Below are 19,778 nucleotides of genomic sequence, written 5' to 3'. Positions count from 1 at the left end.
TATGGAAAACTACTTCCTGTTATTCACAGATAGTCTAGTATCATCATTAGTCTTACCCATACATCAAGGTTTTGTGTTCAATACCATGCTTTATTTCAGGTCGTATTACACTCCACTACTTATGTTATTTTTTGGAGTACTAGGATCAAGCCTTGGTGGAATAGTTAATTGGTATTTAGGTAGAATAACAATCTCTATACGAAAATCATACCACAAATTAGAAAACGGATATACAATGCCAAAAGTTACAAAAAATTTGCTAATTTTTGCGACTTTATTACTTTCGTGGGTGCCAGCACTTGGAAGTGTGATTCAAATTTTATCAGGTTATTTTAAGTTAAACCTTTATATCCTTGCCCCTTTAATCATTCTATCTAATTTCTTCTATTTGTTATATCTAATACTTACTTTTGGAGTATAACAGCTATAGTACTACAGCTATTAAAAGCCCACTTCTGTCATCCTATGGCCTGACAGAGGCTGAGCTATAAATTAAATGCAAAATTTCAATAGTCACGGGATGCACCATGAGCTAAAAGCAATTCCACAAGGTCTCTATGATCAAAATCAGTGGCATAATGTAATGCTGTTCTTCCTTCATTATTTTTAGTGTTAACGTCTGCGTTGTGTTTTAATAATACCTTAACTACATCAATCTTTCCCTTCATAGCAGCGAGGTGTAGTGGTGTGTTGCCGTCTTTATCCTTAGCGTTAACATCAGCACCTTTTTGAATGAAGTATTCTGTTGTTCCCAACATTTCATTCAAATCATCCCCCCATAATAGACGGTTATTCTTGGCAATCAAGTGCAACGGTGTCCAGCCACGTTTGTCTTTAGCATCAACATCACTACCATCTCAACAAGACATCTTACTACCTTCAAGTTCGCGTATAAAACTGCCCAGTGTAACGACGTTAGATCATCATTATCTTTAGCATTAACGTCAGCACCTTGCTCTATAAAATATCTTACCATATCAATCTTTTCTCTGATAGCAGCCCAATGCAATGGAGTACCGCCATATCCGTCTTTGATATCAATATCAATTCCTTTACCAATTAGGTACCTCACCGCATCCAGTTTCGCAAACCTAATAGCCTCATGTAACATAGTTTTGCCATTGCTGTACCTAGCACTAACATCAATACCTTTTTCTTTTATAAGGTATTCTGCTATATAAAAATTTTCATTCTCAACAGCCCAGTATAACGCAGTCCAGCCATAGCTATCTTCAATATCAACACTAGCGCCTTTATTTACAAGATATTTTACCATGTCTAACTCTCCACTCTTAGCAGCCCAGTATAATGGCGTTTGGTAAAAACAGTCCCTAGCATCAATACTAGCACCTTTATTGATCAGGTATTTTACTATGTCCAATTCCCCATTTCCAGCAGCTAAATGCAATGGAGCAATATCACACCCATCTTTAGCATTAACAATCTCACTAAGCTTATCTTGATGTTTTTTCTTTATATATGCTAATAAGTTTTTAATCGCTTTATAATCATCATTTTCAACAAGCAAATGTAAATTAGTATCTTTGTAAAAGTCATCAATCAACCTACCGTGTTTACTTGCATATCCCCAAATAGATGCAACATGAATTTTACTATCTTTCGCTAAATCACCACTATTTATCAATTCTAGAGCTCTTCTTAAAATTTCTTCTTCTTTGCCTGCCTTTTGTAGCTTTAATCTAGCTATTATCTGTACTAGTTCGTGAATATTTGCTACCCCTGCTTCCAAATTAACCATTTTATATTTATCGAGTAGCTCAACAGCACCCCATAACTTTTCTTTATCATCTGCTACTAATTTGGAAAAAATTTCTTCTATACGAATCTTGTCAGGAGCAAAATAAGCCATGATATCCCAAACGTCTGTAGATTGTTTTCCATATCTCCTGTTGCTCTCTATCTTGTTACGTGTCATATTCCATGTTGCTAAAGCTTCTCGAATATGATTAGTGTCACTTTTATAACTTCTTTCCCTTGCGAATAACTCTCTTGCTTCTTCAAAAGATTTTCTCCTTTGCTGCTGATATTCTTCTAAGTAATTATTTAATTTCTTTGATTCAGAATCCTCGTCTTCATTTTGAATATATGCAACCGCTAGTCCCAAAGCCAATGGAAAAGACTCTTCTATTAACCTTTTTTCTTTCCCACCACAGAAATCACTTTCTACATTCAAAGCTCTCTCAACAAATTGTAAAGCCTCTATTTCCTTGAATTTATCTAACCATATTTCTTCTATCTTTCCTGCTGCTTTACTTACTTATATGTTGAAATTAAGTCTTTATAAGTGTGACAAAGCAGTAATATAAAGATGTATAGAGAAGAGGAACCGTTTCCTTTCTTGGTCATAGGGACCGTTGGAAAGCAAGGTTCTCTTCTCTTAAATTTATACTGAAAGTTCCGAACAACTGATTGAGCTTTTAGGCTCGTATATAAGACTGGAAAATGCAGTATATGTTATTATTATGGAAGAATTATGAATTCATCAAATATTATTGCTGGCATTGATGTTAGCAAAAGTAAATTAGATATCCACATTCACCCACTTGAGCATTATAAAATATTTGAAAACAATGTACAATCCATTGATGAAATGCTGGACTTTTTACGTTTGCATAATGTAACCAAAGTTGGTCTTGAGGCAACTGGTGGATACGAAAAATTATGTGCCTATACTTTACTAAGCAATGGTTTTGAGGTGTACGTCATTCAACCTAGATGGGTTAGAGACTATGCTAAAAGCCTTGGTATTACTACAAAAACTGATAAAATAGACTGCAGTATCATTTCACGTTATATCAATAATACAGATATGCGTGTTACTCCTTTAACAGTTGATAATGGTAATATTGATTGCTTGAAACAAAAATTATCTCGTAGAAACCAACTTGTAGAAATAGCAAAAATACAAAAAACCCAAATCCAACAGGTAACTGATACATCTATAATCAAACAAATAGAGGAGCTTCTCGCGATTTTACGTAACCAAATTAAAACTTTAGAAGATGAAATGATTACATTTATCGATCAAAACCAAGAGCTTAAAAGAAAATATATATCAATAACTAGCATACCAGGTGTAAGTAAAATCACAGCCATTACTTTGATTTGCTATTTGCCCGAACTTGGAACCCTTCAAGAAAAGCAAATATCTAGCCTTGCAGGACTTGCACCTTTTAATCGAGACAGTGGTTTCAGTAAAGGAAAGAGATGTATTCAGGGCGGTAGATCACAAGTTAGAACGGTTTTACACATGTGTATTCTCAGTGCACAAAAAGTTAATTCTTATATCAACCCTTTCTTTACTAGATTATATAATCAATATAAAAAGCCATATAAAATTGCTTCCACTGCTGCCATGAGAAAACTGCTTATTCTTGCTAACTCTTTGGTCAGAGACGATAGAGTCTTTACTGAGGAATATAGTCCTCAGTCTGTTTTTATCTAAGCTAATTTATGGCAGAGCTTGTGGATAAGTACGCTATACAAACTATAAGTACTTATCCACAGCTACACTAGATTAAGAATATTTAAATTAAGAGTCATAATATATTGATTTTTTATAAATCTACTAAATTGAAAATTTTTCGATATTTTTCATTTTTTTTATTGACTTTTAACACAACTGCTTATTTCTTCAAGAAGAGCTTTTGCTTTCTCATATGATAGAAACTCCTCTTCTTCTTTTTTCAGCAAAATCAGCACTTCTTCCTGGTAACGGCTGTAGAAGTGACTTGCATCAGTATTGCTGAATTCCTTGCCCAATTCACTCTTAATAATTTCACTAAGTTCAGTTCCGCTTGGCAAATTGACTGCAAATACTAATTTATTTAAAAAGTCTTCTATTTCTTTATCGCTGACTTCTCTACCTACCTCACGCTTTACAAAATCCTTATTTTCCTGCAAGTATGAGATAATACTATTATCAAATTTATATCTTACACCATCACCTACATCCAGAAACTCATCTTGTGTATCTATTCTTATGACTGAAATTTCCTTTCCTTTATTCTTCCCACTCGACATCATTCTCAGCTTTCTTACTGGATGCAGTGTCAAATCCGCGGAATCAAAATCATCATTTGTAATAATGACAAAATCCTCTATTTCACCCTCAAACTCTCCACTACTTTTGATCTTTAAATAAGCAATTAGATATTTTATTAAGCTAAACGCACCACCCTTTTCCCGTGTTAATAATTTACCTATGCTGATTTTTTTGTGCCTACCTTTCTTATGCTTGACTTGTATGAATCTATGTACTATTTTCCCATCTTGTTCATACCGAAGAACAATATCATCAAAATCCTTAGCTGATTTTTTCTCTGTGAATAGGCGGAAAGAATACTCTCTATCTACTGCATGTTTAGGAAACAGCATTAGCCATCTCGCCTGATACATAATACCATGAAAGGTGCGCTTAACCGCCGAGCAGGATAATCTTACAGGCATCCTCAACCTCACATAATTTTAAAAATAGTACCAACAAATGGTAAAAAAGTTATATGTCATGATATACAGATATCGTAACAAAGACCTTGGAATATCTACGAGATGTGCTGTTATGTAAATAAAAAATGTGACTAATTACTTAATCTCTCACTCAAAATTGAATTCACGACATCGGGGCTGGCTTTTCCCTTGGTAAGTTTCATGACTTCGCCGACAAAGAATCCGTATAATCTTGTTTTGCCGCTTTTGTATTCTTGAACTTTATCTTGGTTGCTATTGATGATTGTGTCGATAACTTCTGATACTTGACCTTTATCGGTTATTTGCTTTAGGTCCTGCTCTTCTATGATGAGAGATGCAGGTTTGCCAGTTTCAAACATACTATCGAATACTTGTTTGCCAAGTTTAGCAGAGATTGTTCCATCAACGATAAAATCTAAGAGTTCGGACAAGGCATTGGCTTTGATTGGAGAGCTCACAATATCAATACCTGCTTTATTTAAACGACCGAAAAGCTCTACAGTTAACCAAGTAACCGCGAGCTTTGAATCATGTTTTTTTATCAATTCCTCAAAGTAATCAGCGGTTGCCTTATCGGAAGTAATGACGTTTGCATCGTATTCGTTGATACCCAATTCCTCAATGTATCGCAGCTTTTTTTGATCTGGTAACTCAGGCAAAGATGATTGAATTAAATCAATCTTCTCCTGGCTTACCTCAACAAGTAATAAATCAGGCTCAGGGAAGTATCTATAGTCACTTGCATCCTCTTTGTTTCGCATCACTTTTGTTTTTCCCGAAGCAACGTCAAACAATAAGGTATCTTGACTTATTTCTTCCCCACTTTCTAAAATTTCAATTTGTCTTTGTATTTCATAGTCTATAGCTTGCACAATATAACGTATCGAGTTCAGATTTTTTATCTCACAACGAGTGCCAAATGTGCTACTGCCTTTTAGGCGGACAGAAACATTTGCATCACAACGAAGTGATCCCTTTTCCATATCACCATCACATGAACCAATGTAACGCAAAATCTGCCTCAATTTTTTCATGCATTCTGCAGCTTCCGCAGATGAACGGAGATCTGGTTCTGAAACAATTTCCATTAAAGCAACTCCTGCACGATTTAAATCCACATAAGTTTTGCTTTCCTCATGAACGCTCTTTCCTGCATCTTGCTCTAAATGAATTCTCGCGATTCTTATTTCCTTTTCATTGTCGTTGATAAATACTCTACCATTTTTAACTATTGGCTCAAAAAACTGGGTTATCTGGTAACCTTGCGGTAAATCGGGATAAAAATAATTTTTCCGATCAAAGTAAGAACACTTATTAATTTCTGCAGAAAGTGCAAGACCGGTGCGTATTGCTTGCTCTATGCAGTAATAATTTAGTATTGGCAGTGTACCTGGCATTGCCGCATCAACTAGAGAAACTTGAGTGTTATGCTCAGCACCAAACTCCGTTGATGAGCTAGAAAATAGCTTCGTATTAGAAGAAATTTGAGCGTGCACCTCAAGCCCAATTACCGCTTCCCAATCCTCTTTCGTCATGTATTTTATTTAAATGATAATCTTAATATTCTGCAAAATTAACACAAAAAGTCAAAACAAAACCCACATTTTTATTTTTTGTCTTAACTTTTTAACCTATAGTAATTAAAGTGCAAAAAATCTATTGTTTTTTTATAAATTAAATCCTAAGGCATTTTTTACTGTAGATTAATCATTTGATTATAGTATCATTTTAATTAAGCTTATGCTTGGGATATTTATGAAGAATATTTTATATTTTATATTATTAGCTGTCGTATTCGGATCACCCATTCTGTTTGCTGTAGAGCAATTTGAAGAAAAGAAAATTGAATCAGTTCATAAAAACGAAAATGTAGGTGCAAGGAAGCAAGATTTACTGAGCAGCACAAATCAAAAAGATGAGTTGAAAAGCAACGTCGATGCTAAACAAACACAAGAAGCTGAGAGCAAAAGATTAGACGGCACTACCGATAAAGAGAAGCTGCAACACAACGAGAACAAAGCTTCCGTGGTTGAAAAAACTATAAGTGAGGGTGAAAAGATTGATAAAGATTTGCCAAATGACCAGCTAGAAGGAAGCACAGACAAATTTGCTCAAAATTTACCAAATATGGCCAATAAAGAAGTGAATAAAGATTTGAAACCAGAGCCTTTGCCTTTAAGTGCTGATTTAAATGAGAATACAACTGACCCGCAAAAAAATCTACAAGCTGATCAGAAGATCGATATAAAAGATAATGAACTTTCAAAAAGTGATGCGAGTCAATTATCAGAAGAAAAAAAAGAAGAAGTAGGAAGTCAGTCTGAAGAAAAAAAAGTGAAAGAAATAAACAATAATTCTAAGGACCGCAATAGAGTAAAACCTATAACTAAAAAAGATGAAGAAGAGCAAAGTGAAAAGAAAAATTTACAAAAATGGACAAAGCTAAACAGAGAACCAATAAAAGAATGGGGTCATAAAGATATACAAAGCAAGTCAATATATAAACGACAATATGATAGCCTTAATGAGCATCTTCCTACAACTATATTGATTGACGATTACAGTAAACAATTTTTTTACTGCATTAAGAAGAACAACTTAACTTGCTTAAGAGGAATAATAAGTAAGCTAGAAAAAATTGGATTAACAACTCAAGAGATACTAAGGTTTAGAAATAAATTGGGTGACACTTCTCTAATTTATGCAGTGAAGCAAGGTGAAATAGACACAGTTCGTTTTCTCTTATTACAAGGTGCTGATCTTAGAGTAGTTAATAATAATTTTCAATCCCCAATTGATATAGCAATCGAAAGAAAGCAGGTCAATATAATAAACGTGATTGCCGAAATGATGCCACACCTTTTGGAGGATAGAAAAATAGACAATAAAGAAAGCTCAGCAATGTACGATTGGGCTGTAAAAACGAAAGAAATACAGTGCGATAAGCAAGATGATTAGATTCTTGATATTAATTTTAGTTGGTCATTTATGTTATGGAAACGAAACAAATGATGAAAAAAATCAGATTAGTGATTTTTTAAACGCTCTGCATGATGCAAAATACGTACCTTACAGTAAAAAAGACTTTGCTGAATTTTTGGTGCAGTGCCACAAAGAGGGCGTGCCAGAAGATTTTAAGAAAGGTTTTGGTTCTAACTTAAATGGAGCTAATTTTAGCCAACTGTACCTAAGTAAATCTGTTTTTGATGGAGTCAGTCTGATTGGTGCCGATTTTTCTAACACCGATTTATCCGACGTGTCTTTCATTGATGTTGATTTACGTGGTGCTAATTTTTCCAATGCTAATTTACATGGCATTAAAATAAAAGGTACAAATTTGAGTTTTACAAAATTTGTTTCTGCAAACTTAACAGATATCGTATTTGATCAGTCTAATGTTAGTTATGCTGATTTTATCAGTTCCGATCTCAAAAAAGTGAGTATGCACAACGTAATTGGTTTGCATACTAATTTCTCGAATGTGAAAATGAATTTCTCCAACTTATCAAACTCGAATGTTAGCCACGTAAATTTTAGTGATAGTGAAATAAACGATACTGTTATGCAGAAAAACAACCTTGATAATGCAAGTTTCTTTGGAGTGGATGCATATAAATTAAAGATACAATTTTCTTCATTAAAAAATGCTAACATATATGGTGCAGAGTTAAAAGAATCAGACTTTACAGGTAGCAATCTTTCCGATGCTTGCCTTAATTCTTCTATCATAATTAACAGTAACTTCGACGAAACTGATTTAAGCAACACACAAATTTCCTATGTGAATGACGATAATTCAAGTTTTGTTCAATCTATACTAAATGGTTCCAAGATAAAACATGCATATGTTTCTGAAGCAAATCTTCATGATGCTGATTTATCCAATATTGATTTTAGTTTTAGTGAACTGCATCAAGTTAATGTCTCTAATGCTGACATTCGTCACGGAAAGTTTCATAATACTAAAGTTGCAAATTCTAACATGAATGGCTCATTTTTTGACCATTCACTATTCACCTATGTGAAGATAGAAGATTCAGACCTTTCTACAACTTCAATGTATAAGATAAAAATCCAAGACTCTCAAGTTTATAACAGTACACTTTCTCGCCATAATATTGATTCCAGTGAAATAGAAAATTCAACATTCTTTAATTTATTAGCTGATAATTCAAGCTGGTCTAATTTAAAAGTAACTAATTCAAATTTTATTGAAAGCGATTTCAGATCTTCTTTGCTTCACGCTAATGCCTTTAGGAAAACTAGCTTTTTTCTTAGCAATTTGAGCAATTCAACAATTAGTGATATGTCTTTTCTCTCTTCAAGCATATATAAAAGTTCAGTTGTTGATGCTCACTTAACAGGTTGCAAATTTGATAATTCAATTTTGATTGACAATAAAGGACAGAAAAAACTTGCAGGTTCAGAAAATGCTATAACTTCGATTAAAGATTTGCAAGAGAAAATATCACAGGGTGAAAAATTTAATGTAAATTATTCTTACTTTGAATTTAAGAATATGAATTTAGAAAATGCCGATTTTTCTAATTCAACATTGAGTAGAGCAAAGTTTGTAAACGTTAATTTGAATAAGGCAAATTTTGAAAAAGCCGATTTGCGCTATACTGTCTTTGATAATTCTTCTCTTATTGGCACCAACTTATCAAATTCTAATTTAGAAGGTTCTAGCTTTTTAAACTCTGATCCAAAAAGTGCCATGTTAAAAAGTGCAAAGAAAAATGACCGTAAAAAGTGAGGGCGTATTATTGGTTCTATCCTCCCCTTCTGGAGCTGGAAAAACTACCATATCAGCAAAATTACTTGAGCGATCAACTAATTTAGTTAGGTCTGTTTCTACGACTACGCGCAAGCCTCGCCCCGGCGAAATAAATGGAAAAGACTATTTTTTCGTTACCGAAGAAAAATTTCACGAGTTATGCAAAGCTGGCCAAATGCTTGAATACGCCAAAGTTTTTGAGAATTTTTATGGTATACCAAGAGATTTTATAGAGCAAAACCTGAGCAGTGGAATAAGCGTTTTACTAAGCATAGATTGGCAAGGAGCATTTCACTTATTCAAGCTCATGAGAAAAAAAGTTGTGAGTGTTTTTATACTTCCCCCTTCAATGGAAGAGCTTAGGTTGCGTTTGCAAAAGCGTAATAGTGATGATGCAAGCGAAATAGAGCGCAGATTAGCCGAAGCTCAAAAAGAGATAAGCAAACGTGATAAATATGATTATGTAATAATCAATGATGATATTGATAAAAGTGTAGAAGAGATAAGCTCCATACTAAATAAAGAAAGACTTAAAAAACTAAAAGAAAAACCAAGTCTGGAAGACTGATAAAAACATCAATTTGGATATTTGCAGCTATAGTTTCTTATCCTATTTTAGCCAATAGCACGTTTCGCAGTTTAGCTATATTTATTATTTTTTAAGATTAAATGGTTAAAATAGTAGCAACTGTTCAAGTGAGGATTTGACTATGATAACAGATTTTCTAATAGAAACTAGTTTTCTGCCTTTCCACCTATATTTTGATCACATATACAACGTTTAGCTCAATTTAAAAGTCAAACTTCTTGGTTGTTAGTTTAGTGCTGACAACTTAAATAGCTTTTAATATTGAGGTTTTAGTATGGGTATAGATATAACTGCACTAACTACTAATGCAGATAAATTAGGTGAATGCATAGATAAAAATAAAAAGCAAGAGCGAGAGCAGGATAGAAAAGACGAGCAATTGCACTGCACTATAGAGAGAAAGGTAAAAAAAGAAGAACACAAGCGTGAAAAACCAAGAGGTCAAGATGGAACCCTCAAGAAGTGTAAAAGGTTATTTGAAAAAGATGCTAGTCCTGAAGTATTAACTAAATTAGAAGAATCACTTAGAGAACAAGAAAAATATTATAGGTATTATGTTCAATGCTTCCTTCCAGTGCTAGATAAAGCAATAGAACGATCGAAAAAAATATCAAATGAAACAAAAGAGCGAGTAAAGCAAGCAATTTCAGAAATTACTTATAATAGCAAATATTGTAACCAAAATGATCGTAGGAATAGTGAAGACAGTGGAATTGAAAGTGACTACAGTAGCGATGCTGGTGATGATTATGAGAAACATTCAATCAGTAACCCTAATACAGCAAATGAAGATCAAGAAGTAGAGAAAAGCAACGAAATAACAAATAGCAATGCTCTGTTATTAAAAGCGATCAAAAACGGAAATAACAGGAAATTTAAAAAATATCTAAAAGGTTGCGCAGATATTAGCAGCATAAAAGCTGAAGAAGGGAAAAATATTTTACACCTTATCGCGTCGTTGGAAAAGAAACAGAAATGCAAGTTTCTAGGTACCTTAATAAAAACGGTCACCGAGGAAGATTTAGCACAACTTGTTGATAGTGAAAATCAGGACGAAAAAACTCCTCTTCAGGTGGCACTAATTGACAAGATAACAAAAGAAAAACATGAGTCTAATACAATTCGAAGTAACGATAACACACTTAAGTTTCTTACAAAATTGTTAGAGCATGGAGCCAGCTCTGATAATTTAGGATTATCTACAAAAAAATTACAAGACTTAAAAGAAGAGCAAAAGACATACTATCGTAATTTCTTAGAAAAATTAGCAGAGCAAGGAAAGAACTCTAAATTAAAGCCAGAAATAAAAATCAATACAGAAGCAAAAATTAAAGAAATTATACCATATACCATAAATACTCCAGATAGTAATGATAATTATCTATTACATCCAGTAATTAAAAATAGTGATAAAAAACTTTTTAAAGAACTATTGGAAAAAGGGGCGGATATTAGCCTTAAAGACACAGATGGTAACAATGCTTTACACTTGATTGTTAAACCTGAAACAAAACAAAAACTTGAACTTCTCAATATATTGCTAGAAGCAGGCCAAAAAGAACAATTTATAAAAGCTGTAAATGATAAAAAAGAAGGGCAAACACCGCTCCATCTGGTACTCCAGCGCATACAAGAGAAGAGTGAGAACCGATCACTTAAGGAATTTGAAAAAACTAAAAGGTATGAAACCCTAGAACTATTGCTAAAAAACGGTGCAGATATTACTGTGCAAGATAAAGATGAAAAAAATGCTCTGCACTATATTGCTTCATTCAAAGGAGAACAAAAAGTTGCATGTTTGAAGTTGATTTCAGATAAAGATGGATTTAGTAATGCTGTAAATACTACTAACAAGGAAGAACAAACACCTCTTCATCAGCTGCTTCAGCATATAAAAGAAAAGAATGAGGATCGATCATGTACAGATAGAAAATTTGAAAAAACAAAGAGGTATAAAGCCTTAGAGTTATTTCTACAAAATGGTGCAGATATTACTGTGCAAGATAAAGATGAAAGAAATGCTCTGCACTATATTGCTTCATTCAAAGGAGAACAAAAAGTTACATGTTTAGAGTTGATTTTAAATTCGGTGGAAAAAGAGAAATTTAGTAAAGCTGCAAACGCCACTAACGAAAAAGAACGAACACCACTACAAGTAGCGTTAATTACTAAGACGACAAAAGATAAACATAATTTGGTCAATCCTAAGAGCCGTGATAACACGATCAAGTTCTGTGTAAAATTATTGCAAAATGGTGTTGATCCAAAGCAGTTAATACTACCCGAAAGATTATGGAGCAAAGAGTATTATAAAACTATAAAAGGAATAGAGAAACCAACGGGTAGAGCGCTTATTCCAGATGATATGAGAACTGAACTGAAGTGCAATTTTGGCAGGAAGTTAAAAGCACGCGATATTGTGAAGTACATCAATAATGTTGCTTGTAAAGCAGTGACAACGCTTGTATTTGCTGCTTTAGCCTGTGCAGCAATATTCAGTGCTTCTCAAGGAATTATTACAATTGCAACTGCCTCATCTATTATAGCAGTTATTGGAGTTTGTTATCTTATTTACTTGAATTTAGAAAATATTTATGAAGGATTTGGAAAAATTAAAGGAAAGTTTACTGAAGAAAAGCAACTTACACTTCAAGATAACGCACCAAAAAATGATACACAATGCAATAACTCTGTTAAAGATATAGAAAATAAGTCCAACGATTTAGAAGAGCAAGAGGTGCAAAAATCATCAAATCAATCAGAATGTGCAGAAAATCCAGCTACCAAAATGAGCGATATATCAATACTACGTCAATTCATGAATAAGCTAGATGGGCTGACTAATAAACCCTCTTCTCTGGCGCTATGAAATCAATCTCACCGCTCAGAGTTTTTTCAGCAACTTTTTTGTAGTCAATTTTTACGTTAATTTGCCCTTTCTTTTCTTCAAGCCACGCTATAGTGTGCTTCATCCAGTTTTTGTCATCACGTTCAGGAAAGTCTTCACGAGCATGGGCACCTCTGCTTTCCTTTCGATTGGCTGCGCATTCCATGGTAATAACCGCTTGTGGGATCATGTTAGCAAGCTCCAGCGCTTCAACTAAATCACTGTTCCACATCATACTGCGATCCTCAAGTGAAATATCAGGCATCATTTTTGCTACCTTTTTTATAGCTTTTTTACCTTCTTCTAAAACTTCAGCAACACGGAACACTGATGCGTACTTTTGCATAGTGTGCTGCATTTCGCTGCGTATTTTTGCTACTTTGAGCTTCCCAGAAGCAAATCGCATTTTATTAAACCTATCTATTATCCAATCTGTACAATCTGAGCTCAATTTTTTATGTGGTGTACAGGATTTTAGTTTCTCTTTTGCTCTGAGCGCTGCAGCTCTGCCAAAAACCACAAGATCAAGAAGCGAGTTAGAACCAAGTCGATTTGCACCGTGCACAGAGACACACGCAGCTTCTCCAATTGCAAATAGTCCATCTACCACTTCTTCCTTACCTTGCTTCAGCGTGATCACTTCTCCATAATAATTGGTTGGAATGCCACCCATGTTATAGTGAACAGTCGGAATGACCGGTATTGGATCTTTAGTGACATCAACTCCAGCAAAAGTTCTTGCGGTTTCGCTAATGCCCGGCAATCTGAGTTTTATTACTTCCGGATCAAGATGTGCTATAGTTAAATACATGTAATCTTTTTTCGGTCCAACTCCCCTTCCCTCTCTAATTTCAATTGTTATTGCGCGACTTACCACATCACGAGAAGCTAAATCTTTTGCTTTTGGTGCGTAACGTTCCATAAACTTTTCGCCCTGAGAATTAACGAGATATCCCCCTTCGCCACGGCACCCTTCTGTCATCAAGCACCCTGAGCCATATATTCCTGTTGGATGAAATTGTACAAATTCCATATCTTCAAGTGGTAATCCAGCCCTTACTACCATGCCATTACCATCACCTGTGCAGGTATGCGCACTTGTTGCAGAGAAATAAACACGTCCATATCCACCTGTTGCTAGCACCACCCTATGCGCGCGAAATTTATGTAATGTACCGTCGCATAGCGACCAAGCAAGAACTCCGCAGCATGTTTCGCTATCCATAATTAAATCAATCACAAAGTATTCAACAAAAAATTCAGCGTTGAATTTAAGACACTGCTGATATAGAGTGTGAAGGATTGCGTGCCCAGTTTTATCTGCCGCCGCACAAGTGCGTTGAGCTGATTTTCCTTTACCAAAGTGAGTTGTCATTCCACCAAAAGAGCGCTGGTATATTTTGCCATCTTCTGTACGAGAAAAAGGTACGCCAAAATTTTCAAGTTCAATAACAGCTTTAGCAGCGTTTTTACACATATATTCTATTGCATCTTGATCACCAAGCCAGTCTGAACCTTTTATTGTGTCATATGCATGCCAGCGCCAATCGTCTTCACCGATATTACCTAAAGCTGCACTAATTCCGCCTTGTGCTGCAACTGTATGACTTCGTGTAGGGAAAATTTTAGAAATGCAGGCAACTGAAAAATTAGTTGCAGCCATCCCAAGCGTTGCTCTGAGCCCTGCTCCACCTGCACCTACTACTACCACATCATACTCATGTTCTATGATCTCATACGCTGACTTATCCATATTTACTTATTTTATCATTACAGGCTTATGATATCACAGAAGTAGAAAAAATCTATACAAGTTTTCTATAGCTAAGACGTCATGCCGCCACGGCGCTAACTAGTAGCGGAATGACAGCAATCTACGTCATACCGCCGCAGTATCTCATCCGCTAACACGTAGCGGGATGACGGTTGTCAGGCTAGCTGTCATCCCAGTGCTTGACACAAAGCTGTACGAACATTGTAATTAGCAGGTGGCAAATTCAAGTAGCTGACACTGGTTCACTCTGTGATGGTGTCATTCCAGTGCTTGACACTGGAACCCAGTCTTTATTATGCAGCCACTTATTTAAAGTTAGGTTTTCTGGATCCCAGTGGGCTTTGTTGCATAGCAACCGAAAAAATCTGGTGGCTACTGACAAAATTCATTATAAATAACCATTTAACTGTTGAAGAAAAAATATGCCACAGAAAATGAAAGTCAGCAACCAAAACGAATATAACAAATTCCTTGAAAAAAGGGGAAATATTTTTCGTTACATCGATGAAGCTATCGAAAATTGGTATGAAAATAGTCCAAAAATGCAGGGCGGCAACTATATTTACAGTGATAAAGTCGTAATTTTGGTGCATATAATTGTCAATCTTTTTAGAATTGGTTTAAGACAAACGGTGGGGTTTATAAAAGGATATCTGCAACAAATAGGAAAAAATTTGGCAGTTATCAGCTATTCACAAGCATCAAGAAGGTTTAAAAAACTTAATATTAAGATAAATGATTGCAGGGTTGATAAAAGCAACATGGAAAATATTGAAATTATCATAGATAGCACAAGTATCAGCATTTACAGTAACACTCCTGGCCACAGTAAGGAAAACAGTGCAGATAGAAAGTACCGAAGCTACGAGCAAGTAAGAAAGTTACATGTTATGTTAAGTGTGAATAGTAAAAAAGCTATAGCTGCAAGATACAGTAATGGCGTCTACTCTGACCACTATGGAGCTTGCGATTTGCTTGAAGAAGTTAATTTTCAGCACAAAATAAAAGCATTATATGCAGATAGGGCATACGATAGGCACAAACTTTATAAATTGTGTAAGAAATACGATATAAAGACAAAAGTTCTACCAAAAAAGGATGCAGCAGAACATTCAAAAATAGATTATATGTCTGACAGAAATGCTGCTATTAGGTTAATAAAATTATATGGACAAGATGGTGTAAAAGAGTGGAAAAAGGAAGCAATTTATGGAAAGAGATCTTACATAGAAGGATTTTTCTCAAGGTTGAAGCAAGTATTTGGATTTAGCTTTAGGAATAAATCTGAAGTAAATCGTGAAAAAGAATTACTAATTAAGTGCTATTTGCTCAACAAATTCACTGATATTGGTATGGCTAAATTTGAAATCATTACATAAATTTGTCGTAAACCATCACTGCTTAAGGTGCTATGCAACAAAGCCATCCCAGTGTCAAGCACTGGGATGACACCCTCCTGATGGGCCAAAATCACAATGTTCGTACAGTTATGAATTCATTCGCGGTATCTCAAAGCATAGATCCCGCTGCGGGATGACGGTTATCAGGCTAGCTGTCATCCCAGTGCTTGACACAAAGCTGTACGAACATTGTAATTAGCAGGTGGCAAATTCAAGTAGCTGACACTGGTTCACTCTGTGATGGTGTCATCCCAGTGCTTGACACTGGGATGGCTTTGTTGCATCGCTACTTATGAAAGGCTAACTATAGTTAGGATTATAAGCAACCTATTGAAAATCTTGTTTTTTTGCAATCAATCTGATCAAATTTAAGAATAGTAATTTATTATTTATATTAATAAATTTAATTCTATTGAAAATAGCTAAAGCATTGAAATTCTTGAATTTTAGCCGGATTAGTGAGTGGTAGTGAAATTTCTTTTACTCAAATTTAGGTATTCACTGACCGTTCTTGTTATAAATACCAGAATAATAAGCTACTGATATTCTCTATCTTTTTTATCTTTAATCCATCATAGCTAGCGATGCAACAAAGCCCACTGGGATCCAGCCTTTCTGCAATCTCATCGAAAACGTTGTAACCACTTTCTATGCTAGTTTGCTTGCTCACAAGCAAACTTTCCTGGATCCCAGTGGGCTTTGTTGCATCGCTACTTATGAAAGGCTAACTATAGCTAGGATTATAAGCAACCTATTGAAAATCTTGTTTTTTTGCAATCAATCTGATCAAATTTAAGAATAGTAATTTATTATTTATATTAATAAACTTAATTCTATTGAAAATAGCTAAAGCATTGAAATTCTTGAATTTTAGCCGGATTAGTGAGTGGTAGTGAAATTTCTTTTACTCAAATTTAGGTATTCACTGACCGTTCTTGTTATAAATACCAGAATAATAAGCTACTGATATTCTCCATCTTTTTTATCTTTAATCCATCATAGCTAGCGATGCAACAAAGCCATCCCAGTGTCTGGGCACTGGGATGACAAAAAAAGGAGCACTGGGATGACACCATTTGTTGTGTTTAACAAAGTTCGTACTTAGCTTCATGTTAGCTATAAATATTTAAGAAATTTACCAAATGGAAAAAAAAGGCAAAAGAAGCCCCGTGGTTATTATCCGCTTTAAAATATTGGCGTTTTTTATGTTTTAAACGCTTGACAAGCGAAATTCAGCTGCTTTTAATTACAACTAACCTACGCTGCAAATATTTAAGAAATTTACCAAGCAGAAAAAAAGACAAAGAATCCCCGAGTTAGCTAGTCTTTTACTATCTTTGTCGAGTATTGGCATTTTTTGATGTCTTGTAACGCTTTGTAAGCGCGTTCAGCTTATTTAGATAAAAATCTAGATGTAGATGAAGTTTTGTAAAGACATACAGTATCTATATACTGCAAAAAATTAAACATAAGACGCCGATACATTAAGTAATCCTTACCTTTTAATCTGCAGATTGGCGAAAGCAAATACAATAGCTTCACTGTCATGATAAAGGGGCTGGCAAAGCTTGTCAAGGAATTTTCTTATTTCATTTAAATTGCTTGTAACCTTTTTATACACTCGTCTTTACCAAGAATCACCATGATATCGATGATTCCAGGCGCATCCATTACTCCGGTTATGGGAGCACGTAATGAGTGGTACACATCGCTTATTTTCATATCGTGCAATTTTGAAAATTCCTTGATCTGAGAAGATAAAAAACCCTTGTTCCAGCCTTCATCACCGATCTTTGACAGAAATGACGCGAGTAACTTGATTATATCGAGGTTAGATTTGACAATTTGCTTGGCTTCTTCACTTAAATCAAGAGGCGGGTCTTTTATATAAAACTGCGCTAAATCCAGCAGTTCAGTCAGGTAATTTGCTCTTTTTTTTAGTTCCGTTAGCCCCTGTAATAAATAGTTCTTTTTCTTGTCAGTTAGAGTATTTTCTCTAAGCATTAGAGTTAGAATATCTTCATTGCTCATATTACTAATATAGTGGTTATTCAAATGCTCCAGCTTTTTGAAATCGAGCCGTGCAGGTGAACGACCAATGCTTTCTAAGTTAAACCACTCTATTGCTTGCTCATCGCTAATAATCTCATCATTACCATGGCTCCAACCAAGCCTCAGTAGGTAATTACGCATCGCTTTTGGCAATATTCCCATTTTCTCGTAGTCGCAAACACTTGTTGCACCGTGCCTTTTGGATAGCTTATTTCCATCTTCCCCATGAATAAGCGGCACATGTGCAAAACGTGGAATGTCAAAATCAAGAGCCTGGTATATTAGCAACTGTTTAAAGGTATTAGTGAGATGGTCAGAACCACGTATAATATCGGTTATTCCAGCATCATGATCGTCAACTACCACGGCAAAAATATATGTTGGAGTGTTGTCAGAGCGTAAGATCACTATATCATCAAACTGCTCGCTATTTACTTTGATTTGGCCGTATATTTTATCATCAATGACGATCTCTTGCGAGTCTGGCACTTTAAAGCGGACAACAGGCTTTACGTTTGATGTCACACTAGTACATTTATGCTTGTATATTTTTCCTTCTTCTCTTGCTTTTGTCTTCTTTTCTGTAACTTCATCCTCAGAGCAATAACAGTGATACGCCCTACCCTTCCCAACTAAAAGGTTTGCTACTTCTTTATGCCGCTCTATTCTTTTTGACTGATATACTATTTCCCCATCACAGCTCACACCGAGCCATTTTAGCCCTTCTATAATTGCATCAATTGCTTCCTGTGTTAAGCGTTTCCTGTCGGTGTCCTCAATCCTTAGCAAAAACCTGCCACCATGGTGCCTCGCGTAGAGCCAATTAAATAACGCAGTACGAGCCCCTCCAATGTGCAAAAACCCTGTTGGTGATGGAGCGAATCTAGTGACTACGTCTGGCATGTTATTGTTACAGTAAAGTATAGGCTATGATACCCAAAATCCACGTTTGTAACAACGCGTAATTACTGTAATTTACTTATTCTTTAAAGATAAAATTTTATTGATTTTGCATAAATTGTGTTGTATACTTAGTGTCGGTTGAGTGTAGTTAGGTATGTTATGGTTGGATCTACAGATGAGAAAAATGAAATAACAAAATTTCTCGAAAACAATAAAGGTAATGTCAGTTGGCATGCAGGTTCATCTGACAAAACAAAACAAATAGTGCGGGCGGATAATCTCCTGCATTTAGCTGCAAAAATAGGAAACACTAACGAGTTTTTACCTATTTTCAAGAAAAGTGTTAAAGAAGATGTTCATTTGTTAGAATACAATGAAGATCATGAAAATCCATTTCATATAGCAGCAAAGATGGGGATATTACCAAGTGTAATAAAAGGAATATTCAAGCATTTGGAGTCTGAAAAAACTAACCTAAACAGCGATTCGAAAAAACTAGAAGAGGTTAAAAGTTATGTTCAAAATGCATTAGGCAATAGATCTGCGTTAGATAAATCTAAAAAGACTCCTCTTGATTGGGTTAGTAAAACAGTTAGGAAAGAGATAAAAGAAATTGCAGGCATAAAGGACAGTCTTATATGTAATCAGAAGTTTCGCCTATGCTTATATATAGTAGGAGCGATAGCATGTATTGCTGCTTTATGTTTGTCTTTATACTTTTTATTTTTAGTTTCTCAGTCTCTTGCATTGGCTTCGATGGCTGGAATAATTTCTGGTGGGGCTGCGTATCTGTCAGGCAAAGTATTTAGCGAGATATATGACTTGCATGACGTGAGCACTCCAATGGACAATATAATTTTCCAATAGATAATATGAGTAATGAAAGTCTTGCAAGATTAATTCAC

Annotated in this window: 19 protein-coding genes and 1 pseudogene; 11 read left to right on the top strand and 9 right to left on the bottom strand. The window is 35.0% G+C overall.

The window, feature by feature from the left end:
• Position 1 precedes the first annotated feature (1 nt).
• Positions 2-421, top strand: coding sequence for a DedA family protein (locus OPR48_RS07275; protein ID WP_320109918.1), 420 nt, complete (start codon positions 2-4; stop codon positions 419-421).
• An 85-nt stretch (positions 422-506) separates the two neighbouring features.
• Here OPR48_RS07275 and OPR48_RS03675 read toward each other — a convergent pair whose 3' ends face one another.
• The gene (locus OPR48_RS03675; protein WP_265026620.1) at positions 507-806 is read right to left on the bottom strand and encodes an ankyrin repeat domain-containing protein; all 300 of its coding nucleotides are present in this window, start codon (positions 804-806) and stop codon (positions 507-509) included.
• Positions 803-2,194, bottom strand: a complete 1,392-nt coding sequence (locus OPR48_RS03670) for an ankyrin repeat domain-containing protein (RefSeq protein ID WP_265025450.1) — start codon at positions 2,192-2,194, stop codon at positions 803-805. The genes OPR48_RS03675 and OPR48_RS03670 overlap by 4 nt, the downstream gene beginning before the upstream one ends.
• Positions 2,195-2,494: 300 nt before the next feature.
• Here OPR48_RS03670 and OPR48_RS03665 point away from each other — a divergent pair, with 300 nt between their 5' ends.
• Positions 2,495-3,466: an IS110 family RNA-guided transposase gene (locus OPR48_RS03665; RefSeq protein ID WP_265025449.1), complete on the top strand. Its 972-nt coding sequence runs from the start codon at positions 2,495-2,497 to the stop codon at positions 3,464-3,466.
• 158 nt (positions 3,467-3,624) lie between these two features.
• Here OPR48_RS03665 and OPR48_RS03660 read toward each other — a convergent pair whose 3' ends face one another.
• Positions 3,625-4,470, bottom strand: coding sequence for a DUF4297 domain-containing protein (locus tag OPR48_RS03660; protein WP_265025448.1), 846 nt, complete (start codon positions 4,468-4,470; stop codon positions 3,625-3,627).
• A gap of 131 nt (positions 4,471-4,601) precedes the next feature.
• On the bottom strand, positions 4,602-6,026 hold the full coding sequence (gene gatB, locus OPR48_RS03655) for an Asp-tRNA(Asn)/Glu-tRNA(Gln) amidotransferase subunit GatB (protein ID WP_265025447.1): 1,425 nt from the start codon (positions 6,024-6,026) through the stop codon (positions 4,602-4,604).
• Positions 6,027-6,246: 220 nt separating this feature from the next.
• Between gatB and OPR48_RS03650 the strand changes: the two genes are divergently transcribed.
• The 4 genes from OPR48_RS03650 (at position 6,247) to OPR48_RS03635 (ending at position 12,726) form a co-directional block, all read left to right on the top strand.
• A complete protein-coding gene (locus OPR48_RS03650; RefSeq protein WP_265025446.1) occupies positions 6,247-7,449 on the top strand; it encodes an ankyrin repeat domain-containing protein in 1,203 nt (400 codons plus the stop codon).
• Complete coding sequence (locus OPR48_RS03645; RefSeq protein ID WP_265025445.1) at positions 7,442-9,247, top strand: pentapeptide repeat-containing protein; 1,806 nt, start codon at positions 7,442-7,444, stop codon at positions 9,245-9,247. Before OPR48_RS03650 ends, OPR48_RS03645 begins: the two co-directional genes overlap by 8 nt.
• Complete coding sequence (gmk, locus tag OPR48_RS03640) at positions 9,231-9,836, top strand: guanylate kinase (RefSeq protein WP_265026619.1); 606 nt, start codon at positions 9,231-9,233, stop codon at positions 9,834-9,836. The genes OPR48_RS03645 and gmk overlap by 17 nt, the downstream gene beginning before the upstream one ends.
• Positions 9,837-10,131: 295 nt before the next feature.
• A complete protein-coding gene (locus OPR48_RS03635; protein WP_265026601.1) occupies positions 10,132-12,726 on the top strand; it encodes an ankyrin repeat domain-containing protein in 2,595 nt (864 codons plus the stop codon).
• On the opposite strand, the gene sdhA is transcribed toward OPR48_RS03635, so the two are convergent.
• Both sdhA and OPR48_RS07510 read right to left on the bottom strand, forming a co-directional pair.
• Entirely contained in the window at positions 12,698-14,497 is a 1,800-nt protein-coding gene (gene sdhA, locus OPR48_RS03630) for a succinate dehydrogenase flavoprotein subunit (RefSeq protein ID WP_265026600.1), read from the bottom strand. The two genes, OPR48_RS03635 and sdhA, sit on opposite strands and share 29 nt — an antisense overlap.
• Before the next feature lie 262 nt (positions 14,498-14,759).
• Positions 14,760-14,855 (bottom strand): annotated as a pseudogene (locus OPR48_RS07510) (WPE palindromic element domain-containing protein); the annotation flags it as partial.
• A gap of 85 nt (positions 14,856-14,940) precedes the next feature.
• Between OPR48_RS07510 and OPR48_RS03620 the strand changes: the two are divergent.
• From OPR48_RS03620 to OPR48_RS03610, 3 genes are all read left to right on the top strand, one after another.
• Entirely contained in the window at positions 14,941-15,897 is a 957-nt protein-coding gene (locus tag OPR48_RS03620) for an IS5 family transposase (RefSeq protein WP_264735368.1), read from the top strand.
• A 32-nt stretch (positions 15,898-15,929) separates the two neighbouring features.
• On the top strand, positions 15,930-16,055 hold the full coding sequence (locus OPR48_RS03615) for a hypothetical protein (RefSeq protein ID WP_265026599.1): 126 nt from the start codon (positions 15,930-15,932) through the stop codon (positions 16,053-16,055).
• A 103-nt stretch (positions 16,056-16,158) separates the two neighbouring features.
• Positions 16,159-16,290, top strand: a complete 132-nt coding sequence (locus OPR48_RS03610; RefSeq protein WP_265026598.1) for a hypothetical protein — start codon at positions 16,159-16,161, stop codon at positions 16,288-16,290.
• A 142-nt stretch (positions 16,291-16,432) separates the two neighbouring features.
• Here the strand turns inward: OPR48_RS03610 and OPR48_RS03605 are convergent, their stop codons facing one another.
• Positions 16,433-16,588 carry a hypothetical protein gene (locus OPR48_RS03605; protein ID WP_265026597.1) on the bottom strand — a complete coding sequence of 52 codons (156 nt, stop codon included), beginning with the start codon at positions 16,586-16,588 and terminating at the stop codon, positions 16,433-16,435.
• On the opposite strand from OPR48_RS03605, the gene OPR48_RS03600 reads away from it, so the two are divergent.
• Positions 16,577-16,714: a hypothetical protein gene (locus tag OPR48_RS03600; RefSeq protein ID WP_265026596.1), complete on the top strand. Its 138-nt coding sequence runs from the start codon at positions 16,577-16,579 to the stop codon at positions 16,712-16,714. The genes OPR48_RS03605 and OPR48_RS03600 overlap by 12 nt on opposite strands.
• 142 nt (positions 16,715-16,856) lie before the next feature.
• Here OPR48_RS03600 and OPR48_RS03595 read toward each other — a convergent pair whose 3' ends face one another.
• The gene (locus OPR48_RS03595; RefSeq protein WP_265026595.1) at positions 16,857-16,994 is read right to left on the bottom strand and encodes a hypothetical protein; all 138 of its coding nucleotides are present in this window, start codon (positions 16,992-16,994) and stop codon (positions 16,857-16,859) included.
• Positions 16,995-17,511: 517 nt separating this feature from the next.
• Positions 17,512-18,873 (bottom strand): glutamate--tRNA ligase, encoded by a 1,362-nt coding sequence (gene gltX / locus OPR48_RS03590; protein ID WP_265026594.1) that lies wholly within the window; start codon positions 18,871-18,873, stop codon positions 17,512-17,514.
• A 159-nt stretch (positions 18,874-19,032) separates the two neighbouring features.
• Between gltX and OPR48_RS03585 the strand changes: the two genes are divergently transcribed.
• Positions 19,033-19,740, top strand: coding sequence for a hypothetical protein (locus OPR48_RS03585; RefSeq protein ID WP_265026593.1), 708 nt, complete (start codon positions 19,033-19,035; stop codon positions 19,738-19,740).
• The last annotated feature ends 38 nt before the right edge of the window (positions 19,741-19,778 follow it).

Origin of the sequence: Wolbachia endosymbiont (group A) of Bibio marci (assembly GCF_947251645.1) — a bacterium.
Lineage (GTDB): Bacteria > Pseudomonadota > Alphaproteobacteria > Rickettsiales > Anaplasmataceae > Wolbachia.
The sequence above is the reverse complement of the archived record's forward strand: the minus strand, read 5'-3'. Positions and strand labels throughout refer to the sequence as shown.